The sequence below is a fragment of the Agrobacterium pusense genome (assembly GCF_013285525.1).
GTDB lineage: Bacteria > Pseudomonadota > Alphaproteobacteria > Rhizobiales > Rhizobiaceae > Agrobacterium > Agrobacterium pusense.
In genome coordinates, this window is record NZ_CP053856.1 from 2266207 (window position 1) to 2289448 (window position 23242).

Below are 23242 nucleotides of genomic sequence, written 5' to 3' on the forward strand. Positions count from 1 at the left end.
TTGGACCGATGCACAGCCTGATAAAGCCTCAAAATCTCACCGCCACCCTGATGGGCAAGACCGGCGACGCGCTGCTCTGGCTGCTGGCCGCCCTGCATGTCACCGCCGTTGCCATCCTGCTCATGACCTTGCTGTCACTCAGTGAAGCGGAAGCCGCCGAGCAGACGATCACCTGCGCGGGCAGCGACATTCTCGTTGACATGCGCAAGACCGATCCTGAAGCCTTCGCCAAGATCGAACAGGAAGCGGCCGCGATCCCGAACGGCAAGGGCAATTTCTGGCGTATCGAAAAGGCAGATACGGCCCCATCCTATCTTCTCGGCACCATGCATGTGACCGATCCGCGCGTTCTGGAGATGCCGGCCGCCGCCAGCCCCGCCTTTGAGAAGGCAGCGACTGTCATCGTGGAATCGGACGAGATCCTTGATGACAAGAAAATAGCGGCATCCCTGCTGGGCAAGCCCGAACTCACCATGTTTCTGGACGGCAAATCGATCACCGACATCCTGCCGCCCGACAATGTCGCGCGCCTCGAAAAGGGCCTGAAGGAGCGCGGCATTCCACTCAATGCCGTGTCGCGCATGAAGCCCTGGATGCTCTCGAGCTTCGTTGCCCTTCCCGCCTGCGAGTTTGCCCGCAAGGCAACGGGCCTTTCCTTTCTCGACAAGAAGCTTGCCGAAGATGCGGTTGCGAACGGAAAGCGCCTCGTCGGGCTGGAGACAATGGTCGAACAACTGACCGCCATGTCCGAACTGCCGATGGAATTTCATCTGCAGGCGCTTATCGAAACGCTTGAGCTTGGCGACCGCATGGATGACGTGATGACGACCATGACCGATCTTTACGTCGCGGGCGACATCGGCATGACCATGCCGATGCTGAAAAGTCTGGATCCCAAGAAGGCCGCCGACAACGATAAGGGCTACGCCGCTTTCGAACAGCGCATCATCACCGATCGCAACCATGTGATGGCGGACCGCTCCACCAATGAGCTTGCCAAGGGTAATGTCTTCATGGCCGTCGGCGCGCTGCACCTGCCGGGCGAAGGAGGCCTCGTGGAACTGCTGCGCGCGAAAGGCTTCACGCTGACGCGGGTTGAGTGACCGGAGTTCCTGTTTCGACGGGCCAGATAGAGGCGCAGAACGGTCGCATCGTCGCAGGCACGATGCGGCGGTGAAACGGACCAACGAGAAGAAGATAAAACCGACCGAACAGGTTCTTGCGCCGGACAATGGTGGTGACGCTCGCCAGCTGGCGGTCTGCCGCATCTTCGAGATCGATGACGATGCGAAAATCGAGGTGGTGGTCATCAAAGCCGAGGACTGTTCGCTCTGGCGTGGAGGTGATGACCGGGAACCCGCCCGCAGAACTGCCCGCCGCCAGCTCGACCGTTTTTAAACCGACCATCGAAACGATACCGTTTCGAAGCGACATCAGGCCGCTGATCCACGTCGGAGGATGCTCCAGAAAAAGCCTGCTCACATCGAGCGATGACGTTACCGGCGTTGTCAATTCACCCTGAAAGCAATCGTACCAATCGGCACCTGGCAATATATCTTCAATATTTGGCATCTTTGATCCCCAGCCGCTCCTTTGCAGCAAGGGAAACATGCCGTTTTTACGCGGCAGGGGGAACGTGACAAACCGCCGCTCAGCCGTGTGTCATGCGCCGGAGGAGATTGGTGCGCCAATAGAACTGGTGAACAAGGACAGCCGCGACATGGCCCGCGATCAAAACCCACATCAGCACCTTGAACGGGCCGGAGTGTAGCTCCCCTGCCGCGCCTACGCCCAAGTAATAGGCGGCGATGCCGGAGAGTGGCAGGATGAAGAACAGCGCGTAAAGCGTAAAATGCGCCACCTTGGCGGCAATCTGCGCGACACGCGGCTCCTCAGGCGGATGTGGCGGAACGCCCTGGATCAGCCGCAGACAGAAGCGCAGTACCGCAAGAAACAGCACGGCGAAGCCGACATAGGCATGGATATTGGCAGAAGAAATCTGATCTGGCGTCAATGTTTCACCCCGCCGCATCAGCCGGTAGGCATGGGCCATGGCATCGGGAAACAAGAGGTTGAAGAAAATCAGAAGCGCCATTGTCCAATGGATGACACGCTGCGGAATGGAGAAGGAGACTTGAGTGGAATGCGCCATTTTATTGCCTTTTATCAAAAGGTTAGACAGGCTTTAGCGCGAGTATGAGAAACCCCGGCCTGCATGGCAAGCCGGGGTTCAGCAGATGACGGAAATTTAATATTCGAGCGTCGGGCTCAAACGCCGATCACATGTGGATCGGCTTGAAGAACGTTGCCAGCGCCGCTTCCTTCACGGCTTCCGACATGGTCGGGTGCGCATGGCAGGTGCGGCCGAGATCTTCCGAGGAACCGCCAAATTCCATCAGTACGGTGATCTCGTGGATCATTTCGCCAGCGCCGAAGCCGACAATGTGACCACCGAGAACCCGGTCGGTTTCCTTGTCGGCAAGGATCTTCACGAAACCATCCGTCACCTGCATGGCGCGGGCGCGGCCATTGGCGGTGAAGGGGAACTTGCCAACCTTGTAAGCGACGCCGGCGGCCTTGAGTTCCTCTTCGGTCTTGCCGACGGAAGCCACTTCCGGCTGCGTGTAAACGACTGCCGGAATGACGTCGTAATTCACGTGACCGCGCTGGCCGGCAAGGATTTCCGCAAGCGCAACACCCTCGTCTTCCGCCTTGTGCGCCAGCATCGGGCCCTTCACCACGTCGCCGATCGCATAGATGCCGTCGACATTGGTCTTGTAGTGGCCGTCGATTTCAACGCGGCCACGGCTGTCGAGCACGACACCAGCTTCGGCAAGGCCGAGACCTTCGGTGTAGGGCTTGCGGCCGGTGGAGATCAGCACGACGTTTGCTTCCAGCGTTTCGGCAGCGCCGCCCTTGACCGGCTCGAACACGACCTTGGCGCCGGCAGCGGCCTTTTCAACAGCCGTTACCTTTGCGCCGAGCTTGAAATCGAGGCCCTGCTTGGCGAGCAGACGCTGCGCCTGCTTGGAAACTTCGGCATCCATGCCGCCGAGAATGTTGTCGAGATATTCGACGACGGTAACCTTGGAGCCGAGACGCGACCAGACCGAACCGAGTTCAAGGCCGATGACGCCGCCGCCGACAACGATCAGCTTTTCCGGAACCTTGGAGAGAGCGATTGCGCCGGTGGAGGACACGATGACGCTTTCATCGATATCAACCTGAACACCCGGAATGCCGGCAACGTCAGAACCCGTGGCGATGACGATATTCTTTGCTTCGATTTCCTGTGTCTCGCCCTTGTCGTTGGTGACGGAAACCTTGCCGGCCGACACAACCTTGCCGGTGCCCTGGAAAGCATCGATCTTGTTCTTCTTGAACAGGAAGGCAACGCCATCGACATTGGCCTTCACCACGCCGTCCTTGTGACCCATCATCTTTTCAAGGTTCAGCTTGGGCGCTGCAACTTCGATGCCGAGCGAGTCGACACCATGGGCAACATGCGCGAAGGTTTCGGACGCGTGCAGCAGCGCCTTGGAGGGAATGCAGCCGACATTGAGGCAGGTGCCGCCATAGGTCGCGCGCTTTTCGATGACAGCGACCTTGAGGCCCAGCTGCGCCGCCTTGACCGCGCAAACATAACCGCCGGGGCCGGTGCCGATTACAACTACATCATATGCCATGTTCTGGTTCCTGCTTTATAGGGGCAAGATATCGGATCATTGCCCAGCTTCCATTTGACCTGAAACTCAGGCCGCTTTTTCCGTTGCGAGTTTTATACCGAGGGCGATGAAAACCACCCCGCTGGTGCGGTCGATCCATTGGCTGGCGCGCTGAAACGCGGCGCGCATCCGTGGTGTCGTCATGAACAGGCTGACGCCGACGAACCAAAGGATGAGGCAGCTTGCCATGACGAGACCGTATCCGAATTTGACGGCCACCGGCGTGTGGGCGTGAACCACCGTCGAAAAGATCGACAGGAAGAAAAACACCGGCTTGGGGTTGAGCGCGTTGGCCGCAAAACCGAGCGTAAACGCCTTCAGCGCCGTCTGACTGCTTTTCGCCTGAACGTCTTCACCTTCGGCAGCGGGAAATTCGGTCTTGCCAGCGCGCAACGCCTTGATGCCGATATAGATCAGATAGGCGACACCCAGCCATTTGACGATGTTGAAGAGATAGATCGACTGGGAAATGATCAGGCCAAGGCCGAGGATCGTATAGGTGACATGGAACATCAGCGATGTCCCGACGCCGAAGCTGGTGATAATGGCCTGCTTGCGCCCATGCACCATCGCCTGACGCATAACCATGGCGAGATCGGCGCCAGGCGACACGATCGCGAAGGAGAAAATCGCCATCAGGGATGCAAGTTCGATGAGATATTGATGCATCGTAAAGCAGCCTTCAGAACATCAGCACGACAAACATGAGCGCCAGCCCGAGCATCGACCCCAGCCAGACGAAAGACCGTATATAGGGGATGCCCGCCAGATAGAGCGGAATATAGATCACCCGGCAGATCAGCCAGATCCAGGCGCCAGTGAGCGCCAGACCGGCAGGATCACCCGCCATGATGACTCCGAAAGCGAGCGCCAGAAAAGCCGGATATGTTTCCCGGAAATTCGCAGACGCGCGTGAGGCACGGCCGGAAAGCCTGCCCTTCGGCTCTCGGCTGCCATCCCTCGGGCCGGCATTCCATTCAAGCCCGAATTCCGTGGTCGCCGTCATCCCCTGCAACATGACGTGCACGACGAGGAGAAGAACGCTCAGACCGACAAGCGGCAAAAAAGGCGAAGCGGCTAGAAATGTCGGCTGCACGTCTGCTCTCCCTGTTAGTCTTTCAGCGGGGCTTCACTTGAAGCCCCGCTGAAACGAAAAGCAAGAGCGATTAGAGATCAAGAACCAGACGTTCCGGATCCTCGAGGCTTTCCTTGACGCGAACGAGGAAGGTCACGGCTTCCTTGCCGTCAACGATACGGTGATCGTAGGAGAGCGCCAGATACATCATCGGCCGAATGACGACCTGCCCGCCGATGGCGACCGGACGCTCCTGGATCTTGTGCATGCCAAGAATACCCGACTGCGGTGCATTGAGGATTGGCGAAGACATCAGCGAGCCGTAAACGCCACCATTGGTGATGGTGAAGGTGCCGCCCTGCATGTCGGCCATGCCGAGCGAACCATCGCGCGCCGCCTTCGCAAGACGGCCGAGTTCCTTTTCGACGCCGGCGATGGAAAGCTGGTCGGCATCGCGGATGACCGGAACGACAAGACCCTTGTCCGTGCCGACAGCCATGCCGACGTGACAATAGTTCTTGTAGATGATGTCCGTGCCGTCGATTTCGGCGTTGACGGCAGGCAGTTCCTTCAGCGCGTGGGTCACGGCCTTGGTGAAGAAGCCCATGAAGCCGAGCTTGACGCCATGCTTTTTCTCGAACACGTCCTTGTAACGGTTACGCAGGTCCATAACCGCGCTCATGTCCACTTCGTTGTAAGTGGTGAGCATGGCGGCGGTGTTCTGCGCGTCCTTGAGGCGCTTGGCGATGGTCTGACGCAGGCGCGTCATCTTCACACGCTCTTCGCGAACCTGATCCTGTTCGGCGGAAACCGGACGCGGTGCAGCAGCAGGAGCCGGAGCGGCGGCGGGTGCCGAAACGCCCTTGGCGACAGCAGCGAGCACATCGCCCTTCAGCACCTGGCCACGCTTGCCGGAACCGTCGACCTGATCGGCAGACAGGTTGTTTTCAGCAAGCAGCTTGCCAGCGGCAGGTGCCGGCGGCATGGCGCTTGCGGCAGAAGCAGCGGGAGCCGGAGCGGCGGCCGCGGCAGCAGCAGGCTTTGCCGGTTCGGCAGCCGGTGCGGAGGTCGCAGCGCCGGCAGCACCTTCGGCGATCTGGCCGAGAAGCGCGTCGAGCCCAACGGTCTCGCCGTTCTGCGCAACGATTTCAGTCAGAACGCCAGAGGCAGGCGCCGGGACTTCGACGGTAACCTTGTCGGTTTCCAGTTCAACGAGAGGTTCGTCGGCCTTGACGGTGTCGCCGACCTTCTTGAACCAGGTGCCGACGGTCGCTTCGCTGACGGATTCGCCGAGGGTTGGTACGCGGATTTCAGTGGCCATGATCTAGTTCCGTTATTCAGGTGTCTTTTTTGCGGGGCGATGCGGGAGAGTTCTCACTCTCCCAGCGCGTCTTCCAGGAACGCAGCAAGCTGCGCCAGATGCTTGGACATCAGGCCGGTCGCCGGAGAGGCGGCAGCCGGACGGCCCGTGTAACGGACCTTCTGGTACTTGGCGTCGATATGCGCCAGGACCCATTCCAGGTAAGGGTCGATAAACGACCACGCACCCATGTTCTTCGGCTCTTCCTGGCACCAGACCATCTCCGCATTGCGGAAACGCGACAGTTCGTTGATGAGCGCCTTGGCCGGGAACGGATAGAGCTGTTCGATACGCAGCAGATAGATATCGTCGATGCCGCGCTTCTCACGTTCTTCCAGCAGATCATAATAGACCTTGCCCGTGCACATGACGACACGGCGGATTTTCGAATCCTTCTGCAGCTTGATCGGGCCGTCCTTGATGACTTCAGCATCGTCCCACAGGAGACGGTGGAAGGAGGACTCGCCTGCAAGCTCGGCCAGCGAAGAGGTGGCGCGCTTGTGACGCAGCAGCGACTTCGGCGTCATCAGGATCAGCGGCTTGCGGAAGTCGCGCTTCACCTGGCGGCGCAGGATGTGGAAGTAGTTTGCCGGCGTCGTGCAGTTGGCGACCTGCATGTTGTCTTCCGCGCACATCTGCAGCCAGCGCTCCAGACGGGCGGACGAATGTTCCGGACCCTGGCCTTCGTAACCATGCGGCAGAAGGCAGACGAGACCGGACATGCGCAGCCACTTGCGTTCACCCGACGAGATGAACTGGTCGAACACCACCTGTGCGCCGTTGGCGAAGTCGCCGAACTGGGCTTCCCAGAGCGTCAGCGCATTCGGACGGGCGAGCGAGTAGCCATATTCAAAACCAAGGACGGCTTCTTCCGAAAGCATCGAGTTGATGACTTCGTAACGGGCCTGCGTCGGCGCGAGGTTTGCGAGCGGGATGTAACGCTCTTCGGTTTCCTGATCGTAGAGAACCGAATGGCGCTGCGAGAAGGTGCCGCGTTCGCAATCCTGACCGGAGAGGCGGATCTTGTGGCCTTCGACGGCGAGCGAACCGAAAGCAAGCGCTTCCGCCATCGCCCAATCGATGCCTTCGCCGGTCTCGACCATCTGCGAGCGGTTTTCCATGAAACGCTGGATCGTGCGGTGGGCGTTGAAACCCTCCGGAATGGTCGACAGTTTCTTGCCGATTTCCTTCAGCTGCTTCATCGGCACGCCGGTCTTGCCGCGACGCTGCTCATCCGCATTGTCGGCGGCACGCAGGCCGGACCACTGACCGTCCAGCCAGTCGGCCTTGTTCGGCTTGTAGGACTGCCCCGCCTCGAATTCCTGCTCGAGATGGGCGCGCCAGTCGGCCTTCATCTTTTCGAATTCGCCTTCGCTGAGCAGGCCTTCGGCGATCAGACGGTCGGCATAGATGCGCGCGACGGTCTTGTGGCCGCGGATGACCTTGTACATCTTCGGCTGCGTGAACGCCGGCTCGTCGCCTTCGTTGTGGCCGAAGCGGCGGTAGCAGAACATGTCCACGACGACGGGCTTGTGGAACTTCATGCGGTATTCGGTGGCAACCTTGGCCGCATAGGTCACAGCTTCCGGATCGTCACCGTTGACGTGGAAGATCGGCGCTTCGATCATCTTGGCGACGTCGGACGGATAGGGCGACGAACGGGAGAAGGCCGGGTTCGTCGTAAAGCCGATCTGGTTGTTGATGATGAAGTGCATGGTACCGGCAACACGGTGACCGCGCAGGCCGGAGAGGCCGAGAATTTCAGCAACCACGCCCTGGCCCGCAAAAGCGGCATCGCCGTGCAGAAGCAGCGGCAGAACCTTGGCGCGCTCGGAAAGCGGAATGACATCGCCTTCCCACACCTTGGCCAGCTGGTCCTGCTTGGCACGGGCCTTGCCCATGACGACAGGGTTGACGATTTCAAGATGCGACGGGTTGGCCGTCAGCGACAGGTGAACCTTGTTGCCGTCGAACTCGCGGTCGGAGGAGGCACCAAGGTGATACTTCACGTCACCCGAACCTTCGACGTCGTCTGGCTTGAACGAACCACCCTTGAACTCGTGGAATACGGCGCGGTGCGGCTTGCCCATGACGTTGGTCAGAACGTTCAGGCGGCCGCGGTGGGCCATGCCGAGAACGACTTCTTCGAGACCTTCCTGGCCGCCGCGCTTGATGATCTGCTCGAGCGCCGGGATCAGCGATTCACCGCCATCGAGGCCGAAACGCTTGGTGCCCTTGAAACGCACGTCGAGGAACTGCTCATAACCTTCGGCTTCGACCAGCTTTGACAGAATGGCCTTCTTGCCTTCGGCCGTGAAGGCAACGCCCTTGTCCGGACCTTCGATGCGCTCCTGAATCCAGGCCTTCTCTTCCGGGCTGGACATGTGCATGAATTCGACGCCGATAGTGGAGCAATAGGTGCGCTCCAGAATATCGATCATCTCGCGCACGGTCGCATATTCGAGGCCGAGCACGTTATCGATGAAAATCTTGCGGTCGTAATCGCTTTCTTCAAAGCCGTAGGACTTCGGCGAAAGCTCGTTATAGTCCTCGACGGCAACGGCAATACCGAGTGGATCGAGCTTGGCATGCAGGTGGCCGCGCATGCGGTAGGCGCGGATCATCATGATGGCGCGAACGCTGTCACGGGTCGCCTGCAGCACTTCGGCTTCGCTGACCGGCTTGCCGGTATCGGCGCTCTTGGCCTCAGCCTTTGCCTGAACCTTCTTTTCGATGGCCTTTTCGACCGTGGCCCAGTTGCCATCAAGTGCGGAAACTAGGTCGCCATTTGCCGGGATCGGCCAGTTGGCACGCTTCCAGGAGGCGCCCTTGGCCGCCTTCTTCACATCTTCCGGATTATCGGACAGTGCCTTGAAGAAGCTCTGCCACTCCGGCGACACGGAAGAGGGGTCCTCTTCGTACCGGGCATAGAGCTGCTCGATATAGGCTGCATTCGCGCCGTCCAGAAACGACGTGATCTGAAACTGCTCGTTCGCTTCTTGCCTTGCCATTGTGTTCTTGCGGACTTGTCCGTCCGCCTCCTCGATGCCGTTAGGGCCGTTCGACCGGCCTGCCGCTTTGATTATTGCTGTCTGCCGCCGAGGCGGTATGCCGTCTGTTTGTCTTCGTGCGGCATCGGGCAGCGCGAGCTTGAAGCCGCGCCGCCCGTTACCGGTTTCATGTGGTCTCAGCCCTTGAGGACTTCAACCAGCGTCTTGCCGAGGCGCGCCGGGGAAGGCGATACCTTGATGCCCGCTGCTTCCATGGCAGCGATCTTGGATTCCGCATCGCCCTTGCCGCCGGAAACGACAGCACCGGCGTGGCCCATGGTGCGGCCCTTCGGAGCCGTACGGCCTGCGATAAAGCCGGCCATCGGCTTCTTGCGGCCCTTCTTGGCTTCGTCGATCAGGAACTGCGCCGCATCTTCTTCAGCCGAACCGCCAATTTCGCCGATCATGATGATCGACTGCGTGGCGTCGTCAGCGAGGAACATTTCCAAGACGTCGATGAACTCGGTGCCCTTGACCGGGTCGCCGCCGATGCCGACAGCCGTCGTCTGGCCGAGGCCTTCGTTGGACGTCTGGAACACGGCTTCATAGGTCAGCGTGCCGGAGCGCGAAACGATACCGACCGAACCCTTACGGAAAATGGAGCCCGGCATGATGCCGATCTTGCATTCTTCCGGCGTCAGGATGCCGGGGCAGTTCGGGCCGAGCAGGCGGGACTTCGAACGGTCGAGGCGAGCCTTGACGCGGACCATGTCCATGACCGGGATGCCTTCGGTGATGCAGGTGATGAACGGAATTTCCGCATCGATGGCTTCGATGATCGCGTCTGCTGCACCTGCCGGCGGAACATAGATCACGGATGCATCTGCACCGGTCTTTTCCTTGGCTTCGGCAACCGTTGCGAAGATCGGCAGGGTTTCGCCCTTGGAACCGGTCCAGGTTTCGCCACCCTTCTTCGGATGAATGCCGCCGACCATCTGCGTGCCGTAATAGGCAAGCGCCTGTTCGGTGTGGAAGGTACCGGTCTTGCCGGTCAGACCCTGAACGAGGATCTTGGTGTCTTTATTAACGAGAATAGACATTATTTCCGGTCCCTCAATTAGCCGTTGATCGCCGCGACGATCTTCTTGGCTGCGTCGTCCAAATCGTCAGCAGCCGTAATCGCAAGGCCCGATTCATTCAGAAGCTTCTTGCCAAGTTCGACGTTGGTGCCTTCGAGGCGAACAACGAGCGGAACCTGCAGACCGACTTCCTTCACCGCGGCGATAACGCCCTCGGCGATAACGTCGCACTTCATGATGCCACCGAAGATGTTGACGAGGATGCCCTCGACCTTCGGGTCGGCAGTGATGATCTTGAAAGCTGCCGCAACCTTCTCCTTGCCGGCGCCGCCGCCGACGTCGCAGAAGTTTGCCGGCTCCTTGCCGTAAAGCTTGATGATGTCCATGGTGGCCATCGCAAGACCTGCGCCGTTGACCATGCAGCCGATATTGCCGTCGAGGGCGACGTAAGCGAGGTCCCACTTGGAGGCTTCGATTTCCTTGGCGTCTTCTTCGGTCTCGTCGCGCAGCGCCTTGACGTCGTCATGGCGGAACATGGCGTTGCCGTCGAAGGAAACCTTGGCGTCGAGAACGCGCAGATGGCCATTTTCCATGACGATCAGCGGGTTGATCTCGAGGAGAGCCATGTCCTTCTCGCTGAAGGCCTTGTAAAGGATCGGGAAGAGCGACGTGGCATCTTCGGCTGCAACGCCGTCAAGCTCAAGCGCCTTGGAGATCGCAGCAACGTCGGCATCGGAAACGCCCTTTTCAGGGTTGATGGCGATGGTGTGGATCTTTTCAGGCGTGTCGTGGGCGACGGCTTCGATGTCCATGCCGCCTTCAGTGGAAACCACGAAGGCAACCTGGCCGACCGAACGGTCTACCAACAGCGAGCAATAGAGTTCGCGAGCGATATCAGCGCCGTCTTCGATATAGAGACGGTTGACCTGCTTGCCGGCATCGCCCGTCTGCGCCGTTACCAGCGTGTTGCCGAGCATGTCCTTGGCGTGGGAAACGACTTCTTCAATGGACTTGGCCAGACGAACGCCGCCCTTGGCGTCCGGGCCGAGTTCCTTGAACTTGCCCTTGCCGCGGCCGCCAGCATGGATCTGGCTCTTGACGACATAGAGCGGGCCCGGAAGCTGCTTTGCGGCAGCTTCAGCTTCTTCGACCTTGAGAATGGCAACGCCTTCAGCAACCGGCGCGCCGTAGCCCTTCAGAAGAGCCTTGGCCTGATATTCGTGAATATTCATGGAATAATCCCTGTTTGGAACCGCTTGAAGTTGTTACTTCAGCGACGGAGCGATGTTGATGCAGGCTTCGCAGAGACCAGCGACAGCGCCGACGGACTTCTGGAAGGCAGCCTCTTCTTCCTTGTTGAGTTCGATCTCGATGATGCGCTCGATACCGCCTGCACCGATGATGGTGGGAACGCCGACATACATGTCGTCTACGCCATACTGGCCCGAAAGGTGGGCAGCGGCGGGCAGAACGCGCTTCTTGTCCTTGAGGTAGGATTCAGCCATCTCGATTGCCGAGGCAGCCGGGGCGTAATAGGCCGAGCCGGTCTTCAAGAGACCAACGATTTCGGCGCCGCCGTCACGGGTGCGCTGGATGATCTCTTCGAGACGCTCGGCGGTCAGCCAGCCCATCTTTACGAGATCGGTCAGCGGAACGCCGGCAACGGTGGAGTAACGGGCGAGCGGCACCATGGTGTCGCCGTGGCCGCCGAGAACGAAGGCGGTGACGTCTTCAACCGAAACGTTGAACTCTTCGGCGAGGAAGAGGCGGAAACGCGCGCTGTCGAGAACGCCGGCCATGCCGACGACCTTGTTCTTCGGCAGGCCGGAGAACTTCTGCAGCGCCCAGACCATGGCGTCGAGCGGATTGGTGATGCAGATGACGAAAGCGTTCGGCGCGTATTTTTTGATGCCGGCGCCGACCTGTTCCATGACCTTGAGGTTGATGCCGAGAAGATCGTCGCGGCTCATGCCGGGCTTGCGGGCAACACCAGCGGTGACGATGCAGACGTCAGCGCCTTCGATGGCAGCGTAATCGGATGCGCCGGTGAGCTTTGCATTGAAGCCTTCAACCGGGCCGGACTGGGCAATATCCAGGCCCTTGCCCTGCGGGATGCCGTCAGCAATATCGAAGAGGACGATATCGCCCAGTTCCTTCAGGCTGGCCAGATGCGCCAGCGTGCCGCCGATCATGCCAGAACCAATAAGTGCAATCTTTTTGCGAGCCATCGAATGCTTCCTCTTGAGCTTCAATTCAATTTCACCGCGCCAAACCGGCAGCCAAATTGTCGCACTCCGATTAGACCCATTGGCCAAAATAGGCAACAGATTCTTTTCTGCTGAGTATTTTCAATCGTTTAGATCAATATTTTCTTACGTAAACGTAAGAAAATGCGTCACGAAAGTGTCAAACTTTCTGCCGTTTTTCTTGATGAAGCGCCAGATAATCGGCGCTACGCATTTCAAACAGACGCGAGGCGGTGCGATCGAACTCGAAACCTTCCGTCCCCTTGCGTTTGCCGAGCAGCTCTTCCGGCATCGCTGCCGCCGACGCGAACAGCCTGACGCTGTGATCATAAAGCGCGTCGATGAGGATGATGAAACGCTTGGTTTCGTTTCGTTTGTCCGCGTTTAAAAATGGAATGTGGTCGATGAAGACCGTGTCGAAACGATTGGCGATGGCAAGGAAGTCGGAAGCCCCGAGCGGCTTCTCGCAAAGGTCGGAAAAGGAAAAACGCGCCACACGGCCGCTGGCGCGCGGCACCAGGATGGAACGACCCTTCATGGGTATCTCGGTTGGCGCAACAAGGTGCCCGCCGGTCATGTGCCGCCACGCCATATCCATCGCCTGATCGGCCGCGCCATCAAGCGGCGTCACATAGACCGGCAGGCTTTCCAGCTTCTCCATCCGATAATCGGTGGGACTGTCCAGCGTCACCACCTCCACATGCTTCTTCAGCAGCTCGACAAAGGGCAGGAACAGGCCGCGATTGAGACCATCCTTGTAGAGATTGTCCGGAACGACATTGGAGGTCGTCACCAATGTGCAGCCATTGGCGAAGAGCTCGCTGAATAGCCGCGCGAGGATCATCGCATCAGCAATATCCGTCACGGTGAATTCATCGAAACACAGGAGTTCGGCCTCCGCCAGAAGCTGGGCGGCGACAGGCGGAATCGGATCGGCCTGTTTGGTCTCGCCATTCTTCAGCTTCTGCCGGTGCGCATGCACACGATTATGCACATCCGCCATGAATTCATGAAAATGGCAACGCCGCTTGGAAGAAACGGGCGCCATTTCGTAAAACATGTCCATCAGCATCGTCTTGCCGCGGCCGACACTGCCATAGACATAAAGCCCTTTCACCGTCGTTGCTGGACCGGCCTTGCGTGCGAACATCCAGCCGAGCGCGCTCTTCTTCTTGGCAGGCTTGCGGGCCTTCAGATCGGCGAGAATTCTGTCGAGATGGGCCGCCACACCAAGCTGGGCGGCATCGGCCTGCAAGGTGCCAGCTGCCGTCAATGCGTTGAGCTGTTCAACGACACTATGATTGTAATCAGGCAATGGCTTCATGAAAAGACGCCCCGGTCGCGGATGCAGCACGGAACCCGCGACGAATGGAATGGCTTAGAGCAGAATGAACGTTCCGGCTGCACCGGAACGACTCATCGGCTGAGGCTGAGCGGCTGCCCGCTATTGGTCGTGCCGTCGAAGCGTGCGTCTGCGCTCTTGTAGACGCGGCCGATCGTGTCACCCGAGCGATTCTTGAAGACGACCATCTTGCCGGATACTTCCCAGGACCCCATCGCCGTCAGCTCGCCGGAGCAACCACGCGTGCCGCCACGCGATCCGCTGCCCAGATTGGTGAGCGTCAGGAACATATCGCAATTGGCCCCGCCATTAGAAACGCGCCAGTTGCCGACCATGGATTCCTTGGTCACGTCGAGAGCTGTTGCCGGTGGAGCAGCGGATGCAACATTGGTGCCGCCGGGTGTCGCCGAAGCAGGCGCCGACGGGAACTGGCTGCCGTTGGCACCACCGGGCGGCGGCAGGGCGCCAGACTGAACGGAGGGCACCGGCTGCGCCTGCAGGGGCGGCGTATAACCGGGATTGTTGCTGGCGTTGTTGTTGTAATCGTAGGAGGTACGTTGGCAACCGGCAAGGCTCATCACAACCGCAAGGCCCGTCACCACATATCTGAATTGCATATCAAGCTCCCGATTCTCTCGCTTCCGGAAAGACGATGATCAAACAAGAAGGCTGAATTATTACCAAAGCCTTATCTTGCGCAAGCGATGGCCGGGATAATTACCATTTCGGTCAATTTTTACCGAATTTTCCCACGCCGGGTTGAAAAAAGGGCCACGGTCGAGACCGCGGCCCGATAAATCTCTGTGGTCGGCGATTCGTCCTCAGACGCGGCGCTCAACCATCATCTTCTTGATTTCCGCAATCGCCTTGGCCGGGTTCAAGCCCTTCGGGCAAGCCTGCGCGCAGTTCATGATCGTATGGCAGCGATAGAGACGGAACGGGTCCTCGAGATTGTCGAGACGCTCGCCGGTCGCCTCATCGCGGCTGTCGATCAGCCAGCGATAGGCCTGCAACAGAACGGCCGGACCCAGATAACGGTCGCCATTCCACCAGTAGCTGGGACAGGACGTGGAGCAGCAGGCGCAGAGAATGCACTCATAAAGACCGTCCAGCTTCAGGCGATCCTCATGGCTCTGCTTCCATTCCTTGGCGGGTGTGGGCGAAACCGTCTTCAGCCAGGGCTCGATCGAGCGGTGCTGGGCGTAGAAGTTCGACAGGTCAGGAACAAGGTCCTTCACGACAGGCATATGCGGCAGCGGATAAACCTTCACCGTGCCGTTGATCTCGTCCATGCCCTTGGTGCAGGCGAGCGTATTGGTGCCGTCGATGTTCATCGCGCAGGAACCGCAGATGCCTTCGCGGCAGGAGCGGCGCAGCGTCAGCGTCGGGTCGATGTTGTTCTTGATGTAAAGAAGCGCATCGAGAACCATCGGTCCGCAATCATCGACATCAATATAGAAAGTGTCGATGCGCGGGTTCTGGCCGTCATCCGGGTTCCAGCGATAGACGCGGTATTCGCGCACATTCTTGGCACCATCCGGCTTCGGCCAGACTTTGCCTTCGTTGATCTGGGAATTCTTGGGGAGAGCAAGTTCAACCATATCCAGTTCCTCAAATCAGTAGACACGCGCCTTCGGCTCGATCTTTTTCGGATCGATGCCGTCGGCGATCAGGTCGGTGTGAACCGGGCGATAGTCGAGCTTCACGTCGCCTTCGGGGCTGACCCAGGCAAGCGTATGCTTGCGCCAGTTCACGTCGTCGCGACCACCGAACGGACCGTCGACGAAATCCTCGCGGGCATGCGAACCGCGGCTTTCCTTACGCGCTTCCGCGCCGTAGACCGTGGTGATGGCATTGGCCATGAGGTTATGCAACTCGAGCGTTTCGACCAGGTCGGAATTCCAGACCATCGAACGGTCGGTGACCTTGACGTCGGGCAGTTCCTTCCAGATCGCCGAGAGACGGCGGCAGCCGCTTTCGAGCGATTCCTGTGTGCGGAACACTGCCGCGTCGTCCTGCATGGCGCGCTGCATCTTATCACGCAGCACCGCCGTTGGCGTCGAGCCATTGGCATAACGTAGGCTGTCAAAGCGTTCCATGATCCTGTCGCAGGCAGCCGTATCGAGAGCGGGAATCGCCTCGTCACGGTTGATGACCTGAGCGGCGCGGATGGCGGCGGCACGACCGAAGACCACAAGGTCGATCAGCGAGTTGGAGCCAAGACGGTTGGCGCCGTGAACCGAGGCGCAACCGGCTTCGCCGACCGCCATCAGGCCGGGCGCGATACGCTCCGGGTTGTTGGCATCGGCATTCAGCACTTCACCCCAATAGTTGGTCGGAATGCCGCCCATGTTGTAGTGAACCGTCGGCAGGACCGGGATCGGCTCGCGGGTCACGTCAACGCCGGCGAAAATCTTGGCGCTTTCGGAGATGCCCGGAAGACGCTCATGCAGGATCGCCGGATCGAGATGATCGAGATGCAGGAAGATGTGGTCCTTGTTCTTGCCGACGCCGCGGCCTTCACGGATTTCCATCGTCATGCAGCGCGAGACAACGTCACGCGAGGCAAGGTCTTTCGCCGAAGGTGCATAACGCTCCATGAAGCGTTCGCCTTCGGAGTTGACGAGATAGCCGCCTTCGCCGCGCGCGCCCTCAGTGATGAGGCAGCCCGCGCCATAAATACCGGTCGGGTGGAACTGCACGAATTCCATGTCCTGAAGCGGCAGGCCCGCACGGGCGATCATGCCGCCGCCGTCGCCGGTGCAGGTGTGGGCAGACGTCGCCGAGAAATAGGCGCGGCCGTAACCGCCGGTCGCCAGAACCACCATCTTGGCGGCGAAGCGGTGGATCGTGCCGTCATCGAGGTTCCAGGCAACGACGCCAGTGCAGCGGCCATCCGGCGCCATGATGAGGTCGAGCGCGAAATATTCGATGAAGAATTCCGCATTGTTGCGCAGCGACTGGCCATAAAGCGTGTGCAGAATGGCGTGACCGGTACGGTCGGCGGCGGCACAGGTGCGCTGCACCGGTGGGCCTTCACCGTAATTCTGCATGTGGCCGCCGAAGGGGCGCTGGTAGATCTTGCCTTCTTCGTTACGCGAGAAAGGCACGCCGTAATGCTCCAGCTCATAGACCGCCTTCGGCGCTTCCATGGCGAGATATTGCATCGCGTCGACATCGCCCAGCCAGTCGGAGCCCTTTACGGTGTCGTAAAGGTGCCACTGCCAACAGTCCGGCGTCATGTTGGTGAGCGATGCGGCGATGCCGCCCTGTGCTGCGACGGTGTGGGAGCGCGTCGGGAAAACCTTGGTGATGCAGGCGGTCTTGAAACCCTGTTCGGCCATGCCGAGTGTAGCGCGCAGACCGGCGCCGCCGGCACCCACCACGATCACGTCATAGGAGTGATCGACATAGGTGTAGGCCTTGCCATTCTGGGAAGGTGAACTGATCGAAGCCATGACGAACTTATCCTACGAATGCGATTTTCAGGATGGCGAAGACAGACAGGCCACCGATGAGGATCGCGAAAAATGTATTCAGCATCAGAAGAACGAGCTTCGGAACTTCGGCGTGAATGTAGTCTTCGATGATGACCTGCATGCCGAGCTTCATGTGGATGAGACCGGAGACCAGCACCAGAGCCATGATGACAGCGACGAGCGGGTTGGAAAGCGCAGCGACGACTTCCGGATAGGGCGCGCCGGCATATTTGATCAGGAAGACAACAAAAAAGGTCAGCAACGGAATGTTCGAAACGGCCGTCAGGCGCTGGCGCCAGAAATGGTCGGTGCCTTCCTTGGCGGAGCCGAGACCGCGAACCTTCCCGAGAGGTGTACGCATATCCATGTAAGTATCTCCTCAGCGCACGATCAGGACGATGACCCAGATCAGCGCGGTCAGACAGATAGACGCCACGAAGGAGGCCTTTGCCAGCTTGGTGGTGAAGTGCTTCTCGAAGCCGTGCCCGAGGTCCCACATCAGGTGGCGCAGGCCGCCGATCATGTGGTGAACCAGCGCCCAGGTGTAGCCGACGAGAACGATCTTGCCGATGATGGTGCCCATCGCCCAGCTGACCCAGTCATAATAAGCTGGACCGGATGCCAGCGCGATAAGCCACCAGGCGACCAGGAGCGTACCGAAATAGAGCGCGCCACCGGTTACGCGGTGGATGATGGAGGCCACCATCGTCGGAATCGGCTTGTAAATTTGAAGATGCGGCGACAGAGGCCGGTTATTTGTCACATTCGCCATCAGAACCTCGCGGCGTTTTCCCGTGCGTCCACAAGACAGGACGCCCCCAAGCAACAGCACATGACGAAAGAATGTGCATTGCACCAACCGCGACGTTTAATCACATGGGCGCATCACCACAAGCACATTTCATGGCGGATTCCAATTTAATCGATTGGTTCGCGAATTTTTTTTGGAATTTTTTTGCATGAAAATAAAAAATCGAGCGTTTCCAAGATTTACGCCCTCAAAATATTTACCTTTACGTAATTCCGAAAAGGTGTAATTTACGATTGGTTAACTCAAAAAACCGGAGCATGAAGCTCATGTTACAGTACCGAATCGTTGCCTTGGTCATGATCGTTTCAGGCGGGATTTCAACTTACGCGCTGCCCTCTTTGGCGGGCGATTTTCATAGTCGGAATTCCTATCGTCACAGTCAATCGCAAGTCAGCTTTTCAACCGACGGCCTGCCATCCACGCTGCCTGGGGGCACCTATGTCGGAAGCATTTCCGCGCTAAGAGTTCGAGGGAACGGCAATTATTTCGCGACCGGCAGCGGAATATCGCCGCAGATTGCCACGACCGGACCCCGTTTATTGCCGGCGCCCAGAGCAAAAATCATTACCGTGAATACCGATAATGAGCATGATGCCTGCGTTTACCAGCACGGTGTCTGCATTATTCGCCCCTGATCAGAGGAAACGCCAGACGGTGGTCTTCTTCACTTCGCTGTCTTCCAGTGCACGGCTGACGGTAACCTGATAGGTCGCGAGGGCCTCAAGACGCTGTTTCGGCAGATAGGCTCTGCCTGGATCTCCAACGAGAACGCTGACGCCCCGGTCAGTCAGGTTTATAAACCATGGCACGAGGAGATCCGCAAAGGCCCGGTCGTAAAAGACATCTCCTGCCAGCAGGACATCAGCCTCAATGGAGCGGCCGATCAGATCGGCATGGGTAAAGCCGATATCAACCCCATTCAGGCCTGCATTCATACGAACAGCCGTTTCCGTCCACGGATCTATATCGGCGGCAAGCACGGTTGCAGCACCGGCCTTTGCAGCAGCTATGGCAACCAACCCGGAGCCGCTGGCAAAATCCACCACACGCTTGCCGCTTACGCTTTCCGTGTGATCGAGCACATAACGGGCAAGACCCTGCCCGCCGGCCCAGGCAAAAGCCCAGAAAGGCGGCGGCAGGCCAATCTGCTCCAGTTCCTCTTCCGTCTTCAGCCAGAGCTCATGCGCTTCGGTCGCGAGATGAAGGGAGAGTTCCGGCACATGAGGCGGATGCATGATGCCGGTATTGTCGAGGATGAAGCGTTCGGGATCGGTCCTCACCGACGCTTCAATCCGGGGATTTCGGAGGATTTGCGAGCCCGCCCATGCGGCAGACCTCAAAATACTCCTCTTCCGTCACCGGCTGCACGGAAAGCCGCATGGAGGTGACAAGCGACATATTCGCCAGCTTCGGATTGGCCTTAACATCCTTTAGCGAAACCGGCTGCGGCATATCGCAGACGGCGCGGATGTCGACACAATCCCACTTCAGATCACCTTCGGCGGTCGAGTCCGGATGCGACAACGCACAGACTTCGACGATGCCGACAACATCCAGTCCCTCATTGGAGTGGTAAAAGAAGCCCTTGTCGCCAATCTTCATGGCGCGCATGTTGTTGCGCGCCTGATAATTGCGCACGCCGGTCCACTCTTCGCCAGCCTCGCCCTTGGCCTTCTGCATCTCCCACGACCATTTGAACGGCTCGGACTTGTAAAGCCAATAATTCGCCATGCCCGCTCAAGCTCCCGGATTGTTGAAGACCCAGTTATAGGGCTTCACGTCCACGCTTTCGAACAGGCCAGCCTTTGCATAGGGATCGGCTTCGGCAAGAGCCTTGGCCGCATCGATATCGGCGGCTTCCACGATGACGAGGCTGCCATTCGGCTTGCCTTCGGCATCGAGAAAAGGCCCGGCGATCTTCAGCGTGCCCTCGGAATTGAGCCTGTTCAGATGCTCCAGATGCGCCGGGCGCGTTTCCATGCGCACGTTCAGGTGGCCGGGCTTGTCCTTGCAGATAAAAGCGAACAGCATTTTCGTCTCCTTATGCCTTATTCGGTTGTAATGGGCCGTGTCATCAATTGTTGCATGGCGCTCGCCACATCCAGATTTCCGTCGATGATAGCGGCCACCGCTTCGGTAACCGGCATGTCCACGGTGTGACTTTCTCCCAGCCGGGCGGCGACGGCAGCCGCAAAGGCACCCTCTACCAGCCCGCCGGACATGTCCTCGCCGTTACCGCGGCCAAGCGCGATGCCGAAACGCAGGTTGCGCGACTGGTGGCTGGTGGCGGTCAGCACCAGATCGCCAAGACCGGAGAGGCCGCGTACCGTATCGGCCTTGCCGCCCATGGCAACGATGAGACGCGACATTTCGGCAAGCCCGCGCGATATCAGCGCCGCCCGGGCGGAATCGCCAAGGCCCGCGCCTTCAACGATGCCGGCGGCAATGGCGAGGATATTTTTCAGTGCGCCGCCAAGCTGCACGCCGATGCGGTCTGTCGAGGCATAAAGCCGGAAGGTCTTGCCGGAGATCGTAGTCGCAAGCCGCTCGGCTATTGTTGCATCTTCCGCCGCAATCGCCATGGCCGTCGGTAGACCTCGAGCAATATCGGCCGCGAAGCCCGGACCGGAGAGAACCGCGATCGGATGACGGGGCAATTCCGCTTCCAGAAGTTCCGTGAGCAGCCGACCGGAACTCCGGTCGATACCCTTCGCGCAGGTAACGACGATCGAGTCATTAGCCAGATAAGGACGATAATGACGAGCCGCATCGGCATGAGCCTGCGAAGGCATCGCAAAGAGGACGATGCCGGCACTGGTCAGAACATCCGGCTCGGCGGAAAATTCAAGCACATCCGGCAGTTCGACGCCAGGCAGCGCCGCCTCATGTACGCGGTCGCTCCTGAGGTCGGCCATCAGGGATGGATCGCGGCCGAGCAGGATCACGTCGTGCCGGTTTTCCAGCGCGATGACGACGGCAAGCGCAGTTCCGAAGGCGCCGGCGCCGATGACGACGATTTTCTCCCGCTGCATCAGGCCTTGGCTCCCCTTTTACCGAAACCGATCAATGTCTCCGCACTGCCGTCGAGCGGCCAGCGCGAGCGCGGCGGGATTTCCAGCGGATCGGCTTCTCGGCCGTCGGCCATTCGCTCCAGCCCGGCCCATGCGATCATGGCCGCATTATCGGTGCAGAGCCGGTGCGGCGGCGCAACGAAACGAAAGCCATGGGTATCGCAAAGCGACTGCAGCGTCTGGCGGATTTGCTGATTGGCCGCAACGCCGCCTGCGACGACCAGGGCAGGCTGGGTTTCCATATGCGGAAACTCCTGCTTGAAACGGGCAAGACCACGGCCAATCCGGTCCTTGAGTGTGCGTGAGACCGCTTTCTGGAACGATGCGCAGATATCGGCAATGTCCTGCTCGGACAGCGGCGCGATCGCGGTCGCCGCCTGCCGTACCGCCGTTTTCAGGCCGGAAAAGGAAAAATCGAGCCTGGTCTCGCCGACCATCGGACGAGGAAGCGGAAAGCGGTCGGGATCGCCCTTTGCCGCCGCCTTCTCAACCGCAGGGCCCCCGGGATAGGGCAGGCCGAGAAGTTTCGCGGTCTTGTCGAAGGCCTCGCCGAGCGCATCATCGATGGTGGTGCCCCAGCGCTCATAATCGCCAACGCCACGCACCAGCACCAGCTGCGTATGGCCACCGGACACGAGCAGCATCAGATAGGGAAAAGATAGACCATCGGTGAGGCGCGCCGTCAGTGCATGTCCTTCCAGATGGTTGATCGCATAAAGCGGCTTGCCTGCTGCTTTTGCGATGGCCTTGCCCGTCATCAAGCCCACCAGCAGGCCGCCGATCAGCCCGGGGCCGGAGGTAGCAGCAACGGCATCGACGTCGGCAAGGGCCACGCCCGCCTGCTCCAGCGCTTCTTCCACGAGCGTATCCAGCGCCTCGACATGGGCCCGTGCGGCAATTTCCGGCACCACACCGCCATAGGCGCTGTGTTCCTCGAGCTGCGACAAAACGACGTCGGAGACGATCTCGCCGCGCCCATCCGCATGCCGAACCACAATGGATGCAGCGGTTTCGTCACAGCTTGTCTCTATGCCGAGGATACGAAGAAAGGGGGTCATCACATCTGTTCGTTCATTGCGATCATGCGCGGAGTTGGTCTAAGACAACTCCGGTAACAATGGATAGACGCGGATGCAAACAAAACCTTTCCGAATCGGCACGCGCGGCAGCCCGCTGGCGCTCGCGCAGGCTTATGAGACGCGCAACCGGCTGATGGCGGCGCATGGTCTGCCGGAAGACATGTTCGAAATTGTCGTGCTATCCACCAAGGGCGACCGGATAACCGATCGCGCCTTGTCCGAAATCGGCGGCAAGGGCCTGTTTACCGAAGAACTGGAAAGCCAGCTCCTGTCAGGCGAACTCGATATGGCCGTGCATTCCTCAAAGGACATGCCGACCGTTTTGCCGCAAGGCCTTTATCTGTCCGCCTTCCTGCCGCGTGAAGACATACGCGACGCCTTCATCGGCCGCACCGCGCCGAAGCTGCTCGAACTGCCGCATGGCGCCGTGGTCGGCTCCGCATCCCTGCGTCGCCAGGCGCTGATCCGTCGCCTGCGGCCGGATCTGAGCGTGATCATTTTTCGCGGTCAGGTCGATACAAGGCTGCGTAAGCTGGAGGAAGGCCAGGCGGACGCGACACTTCTTGCCCTTGCCGGCCTGAAGCGGCTCGGAAAGGACAATGTTCCCACGGAAATTCTTGACCCGAAGGAGTTCCCTCCCGCTCCAGCCCAAGGCGCAATCGGCGTGGAAAGCCGCATCGACGATACGCGCATGGACGAACTGCTCGCGCCTATAAACGACAGGCCCACTCATGATTCAGTGAGCTGTGAGCGCGCCTTTCTGGCGGCGCTTGACGGCTCCTGTCGCACGCCGATTGCCGGTTATGCCACCTGTGACGGCGAGGAACTGCATTTTTACGGCCTCATCCTCACCCCCGATGGCCAGACGAGCCATGGCATCGAAATCTCCGGCAACCGCAGGGATGCGGCGAGACTGGGCCAACAGGCCGGCGAAGAGGTACGCGCCAAGGCAGGCAGCAGTTTCTTCGAAGGCTGGGGCTGAGCC

At 59.4% G+C, this 23242-nt stretch carries 24 protein-coding genes; 3 read left to right on the forward strand and 21 right to left on the reverse strand.

The window, feature by feature from the left end:
* The first annotated feature begins 8 nt into the window (after nucleotides 1-8).
* Nucleotides 9-1103 carry a TraB/GumN family protein gene (locus tag HQN82_RS11075; RefSeq protein WP_173614887.1) on the forward strand — a complete coding sequence of 365 codons (1095 nt, stop codon included), beginning with the start codon at nucleotides 9-11 and terminating at the stop codon, nucleotides 1101-1103.
* On the opposite strand, the gene HQN82_RS11080 is transcribed toward HQN82_RS11075, so the two are convergent.
* The 16 genes from HQN82_RS11080 to sdhC all read right to left on the reverse strand — a co-directional run bounded on the left by HQN82_RS11080 (nucleotide 1081) and on the right by sdhC (nucleotide 18068).
* Nucleotides 1081-1572: a DUF2867 domain-containing protein gene (locus HQN82_RS11080; protein WP_173614888.1), complete on the reverse strand. Its 492-nt coding sequence runs from the start codon at nucleotides 1570-1572 to the stop codon at nucleotides 1081-1083. The two genes, HQN82_RS11075 and HQN82_RS11080, sit on opposite strands and share 23 nt — an antisense overlap.
* A gap of 79 nt (nucleotides 1573-1651) precedes the next feature.
* A complete protein-coding gene (locus HQN82_RS11085) occupies nucleotides 1652-2152 on the reverse strand; it encodes a cytochrome b (protein ID WP_173614889.1) in 501 nt (166 codons plus the stop codon).
* A 127-nt stretch (nucleotides 2153-2279) separates the two neighbouring features.
* Nucleotides 2280-3686 carry a dihydrolipoyl dehydrogenase gene (lpdA, locus tag HQN82_RS11090; RefSeq protein ID WP_173614890.1) on the reverse strand — a complete coding sequence of 469 codons (1407 nt, stop codon included), beginning with the start codon at nucleotides 3684-3686 and terminating at the stop codon, nucleotides 2280-2282.
* 66 nt (nucleotides 3687-3752) lie between these two features.
* Nucleotides 3753-4394 carry a LysE family translocator gene (locus HQN82_RS11095; RefSeq protein ID WP_173614891.1) on the reverse strand — a complete coding sequence of 214 codons (642 nt, stop codon included), beginning with the start codon at nucleotides 4392-4394 and terminating at the stop codon, nucleotides 3753-3755.
* A 13-nt stretch (nucleotides 4395-4407) separates the two neighbouring features.
* Nucleotides 4408-4821: an MAPEG family protein gene (locus HQN82_RS11100; RefSeq protein WP_173614892.1), complete on the reverse strand. Its 414-nt coding sequence runs from the start codon at nucleotides 4819-4821 to the stop codon at nucleotides 4408-4410.
* A 70-nt stretch (nucleotides 4822-4891) separates the two neighbouring features.
* Nucleotides 4892-6121, reverse strand: a complete 1230-nt coding sequence (gene odhB, locus HQN82_RS11105) for a 2-oxoglutarate dehydrogenase complex dihydrolipoyllysine-residue succinyltransferase (protein ID WP_173614893.1) — start codon at nucleotides 6119-6121, stop codon at nucleotides 4892-4894.
* Between the two features lie 53 nt (nucleotides 6122-6174).
* The gene (locus HQN82_RS11110; RefSeq protein ID WP_004443801.1) at nucleotides 6175-9171 is read right to left on the reverse strand and encodes a 2-oxoglutarate dehydrogenase E1 component; all 2997 of its coding nucleotides are present in this window, start codon (nucleotides 9169-9171) and stop codon (nucleotides 6175-6177) included.
* Between the two features lie 176 nt (nucleotides 9172-9347).
* The gene (gene sucD, locus HQN82_RS11115; RefSeq protein ID WP_006698231.1) at nucleotides 9348-10250 is read right to left on the reverse strand and encodes a succinate--CoA ligase subunit alpha; all 903 of its coding nucleotides are present in this window, start codon (nucleotides 10248-10250) and stop codon (nucleotides 9348-9350) included.
* 17 nt (nucleotides 10251-10267) lie between these two features.
* A complete protein-coding gene (sucC, locus tag HQN82_RS11120; protein ID WP_112765629.1) occupies nucleotides 10268-11461 on the reverse strand; it encodes an ADP-forming succinate--CoA ligase subunit beta in 1194 nt (397 codons plus the stop codon).
* Between the two features lie 33 nt (nucleotides 11462-11494).
* The gene (gene mdh, locus HQN82_RS11125) at nucleotides 11495-12457 is read right to left on the reverse strand and encodes a malate dehydrogenase (RefSeq protein WP_004443804.1); all 963 of its coding nucleotides are present in this window, start codon (nucleotides 12455-12457) and stop codon (nucleotides 11495-11497) included.
* Between the two features lie 178 nt (nucleotides 12458-12635).
* Complete coding sequence (gene zapE, locus HQN82_RS11130) at nucleotides 12636-13799, reverse strand: cell division protein ZapE (protein WP_045533338.1); 1164 nt, start codon at nucleotides 13797-13799, stop codon at nucleotides 12636-12638.
* Nucleotides 13800-13891: 92 nt separating this feature from the next.
* Nucleotides 13892-14434, reverse strand: a complete 543-nt coding sequence (locus HQN82_RS11135; RefSeq protein WP_004443808.1) for a protease inhibitor Inh/omp19 family protein — start codon at nucleotides 14432-14434, stop codon at nucleotides 13892-13894.
* 204 nt (nucleotides 14435-14638) lie between these two features.
* Nucleotides 14639-15418 (reverse strand): succinate dehydrogenase iron-sulfur subunit, encoded by a 780-nt coding sequence (locus tag HQN82_RS11140; protein ID WP_004443810.1) that lies wholly within the window; start codon nucleotides 15416-15418, stop codon nucleotides 14639-14641.
* Between the two features lie 15 nt (nucleotides 15419-15433).
* On the reverse strand, nucleotides 15434-17275 hold the full coding sequence (gene sdhA / locus HQN82_RS11145; protein WP_004443812.1) for a succinate dehydrogenase flavoprotein subunit: 1842 nt from the start codon (nucleotides 17273-17275) through the stop codon (nucleotides 15434-15436).
* A gap of 7 nt (nucleotides 17276-17282) precedes the next feature.
* Nucleotides 17283-17663, reverse strand: coding sequence for a succinate dehydrogenase, hydrophobic membrane anchor protein (gene sdhD / locus HQN82_RS11150; protein ID WP_004443814.1), 381 nt, complete (start codon nucleotides 17661-17663; stop codon nucleotides 17283-17285).
* Between the two features lie 12 nt (nucleotides 17664-17675).
* The gene (gene sdhC / locus HQN82_RS11155; protein ID WP_004443817.1) at nucleotides 17676-18068 is read right to left on the reverse strand and encodes a succinate dehydrogenase, cytochrome b556 subunit; all 393 of its coding nucleotides are present in this window, start codon (nucleotides 18066-18068) and stop codon (nucleotides 17676-17678) included.
* 305 nt (nucleotides 18069-18373) lie between these two features.
* Here sdhC and HQN82_RS11160 point away from each other — a divergent pair, with 305 nt between their 5' ends.
* On the forward strand, nucleotides 18374-18742 hold the full coding sequence (locus tag HQN82_RS11160) for a hypothetical protein (protein ID WP_162699303.1): 369 nt from the start codon (nucleotides 18374-18376) through the stop codon (nucleotides 18740-18742).
* On the opposite strand, the gene HQN82_RS11165 is transcribed toward HQN82_RS11160, so the two are convergent.
* From HQN82_RS11165 to tsaD, 5 genes are read right to left on the reverse strand one after another with little or no spacing between them, the layout of a single operon-like run.
* A complete protein-coding gene (locus tag HQN82_RS11165; protein WP_107340315.1) occupies nucleotides 18743-19387 on the reverse strand; it encodes a class I SAM-dependent methyltransferase in 645 nt (214 codons plus the stop codon). It abuts the gene before it with no gap.
* A 7-nt stretch (nucleotides 19388-19394) separates the two neighbouring features.
* Nucleotides 19395-19838 (reverse strand): EVE domain-containing protein, encoded by a 444-nt coding sequence (locus HQN82_RS11170; protein ID WP_107340314.1) that lies wholly within the window; start codon nucleotides 19836-19838, stop codon nucleotides 19395-19397.
* A 6-nt stretch (nucleotides 19839-19844) separates the two neighbouring features.
* On the reverse strand, nucleotides 19845-20138 hold the full coding sequence (locus HQN82_RS11175) for a YciI-like protein (RefSeq protein ID WP_004443827.1): 294 nt from the start codon (nucleotides 20136-20138) through the stop codon (nucleotides 19845-19847).
* Nucleotides 20139-20155: 17 nt separating this feature from the next.
* The gene (locus HQN82_RS11180; protein ID WP_112765631.1) at nucleotides 20156-21139 is read right to left on the reverse strand and encodes an NAD(P)H-dependent glycerol-3-phosphate dehydrogenase; all 984 of its coding nucleotides are present in this window, start codon (nucleotides 21137-21139) and stop codon (nucleotides 20156-20158) included.
* Nucleotides 21139-22236 (reverse strand): tRNA (adenosine(37)-N6)-threonylcarbamoyltransferase complex transferase subunit TsaD, encoded by a 1098-nt coding sequence (gene tsaD, locus HQN82_RS11185; protein ID WP_112765632.1) that lies wholly within the window; start codon nucleotides 22234-22236, stop codon nucleotides 21139-21141. Before tsaD ends, HQN82_RS11180 begins: the two co-directional genes overlap by 1 nt.
* A gap of 73 nt (nucleotides 22237-22309) precedes the next feature.
* Here tsaD and hemC point away from each other — a divergent pair, with 73 nt between their 5' ends.
* Nucleotides 22310-23239: a hydroxymethylbilane synthase gene (gene hemC, locus HQN82_RS11190; protein WP_112765633.1), complete on the forward strand. Its 930-nt coding sequence runs from the start codon at nucleotides 22310-22312 to the stop codon at nucleotides 23237-23239.
* Nucleotides 23240-23242: the final 3 nt, after the last annotated feature.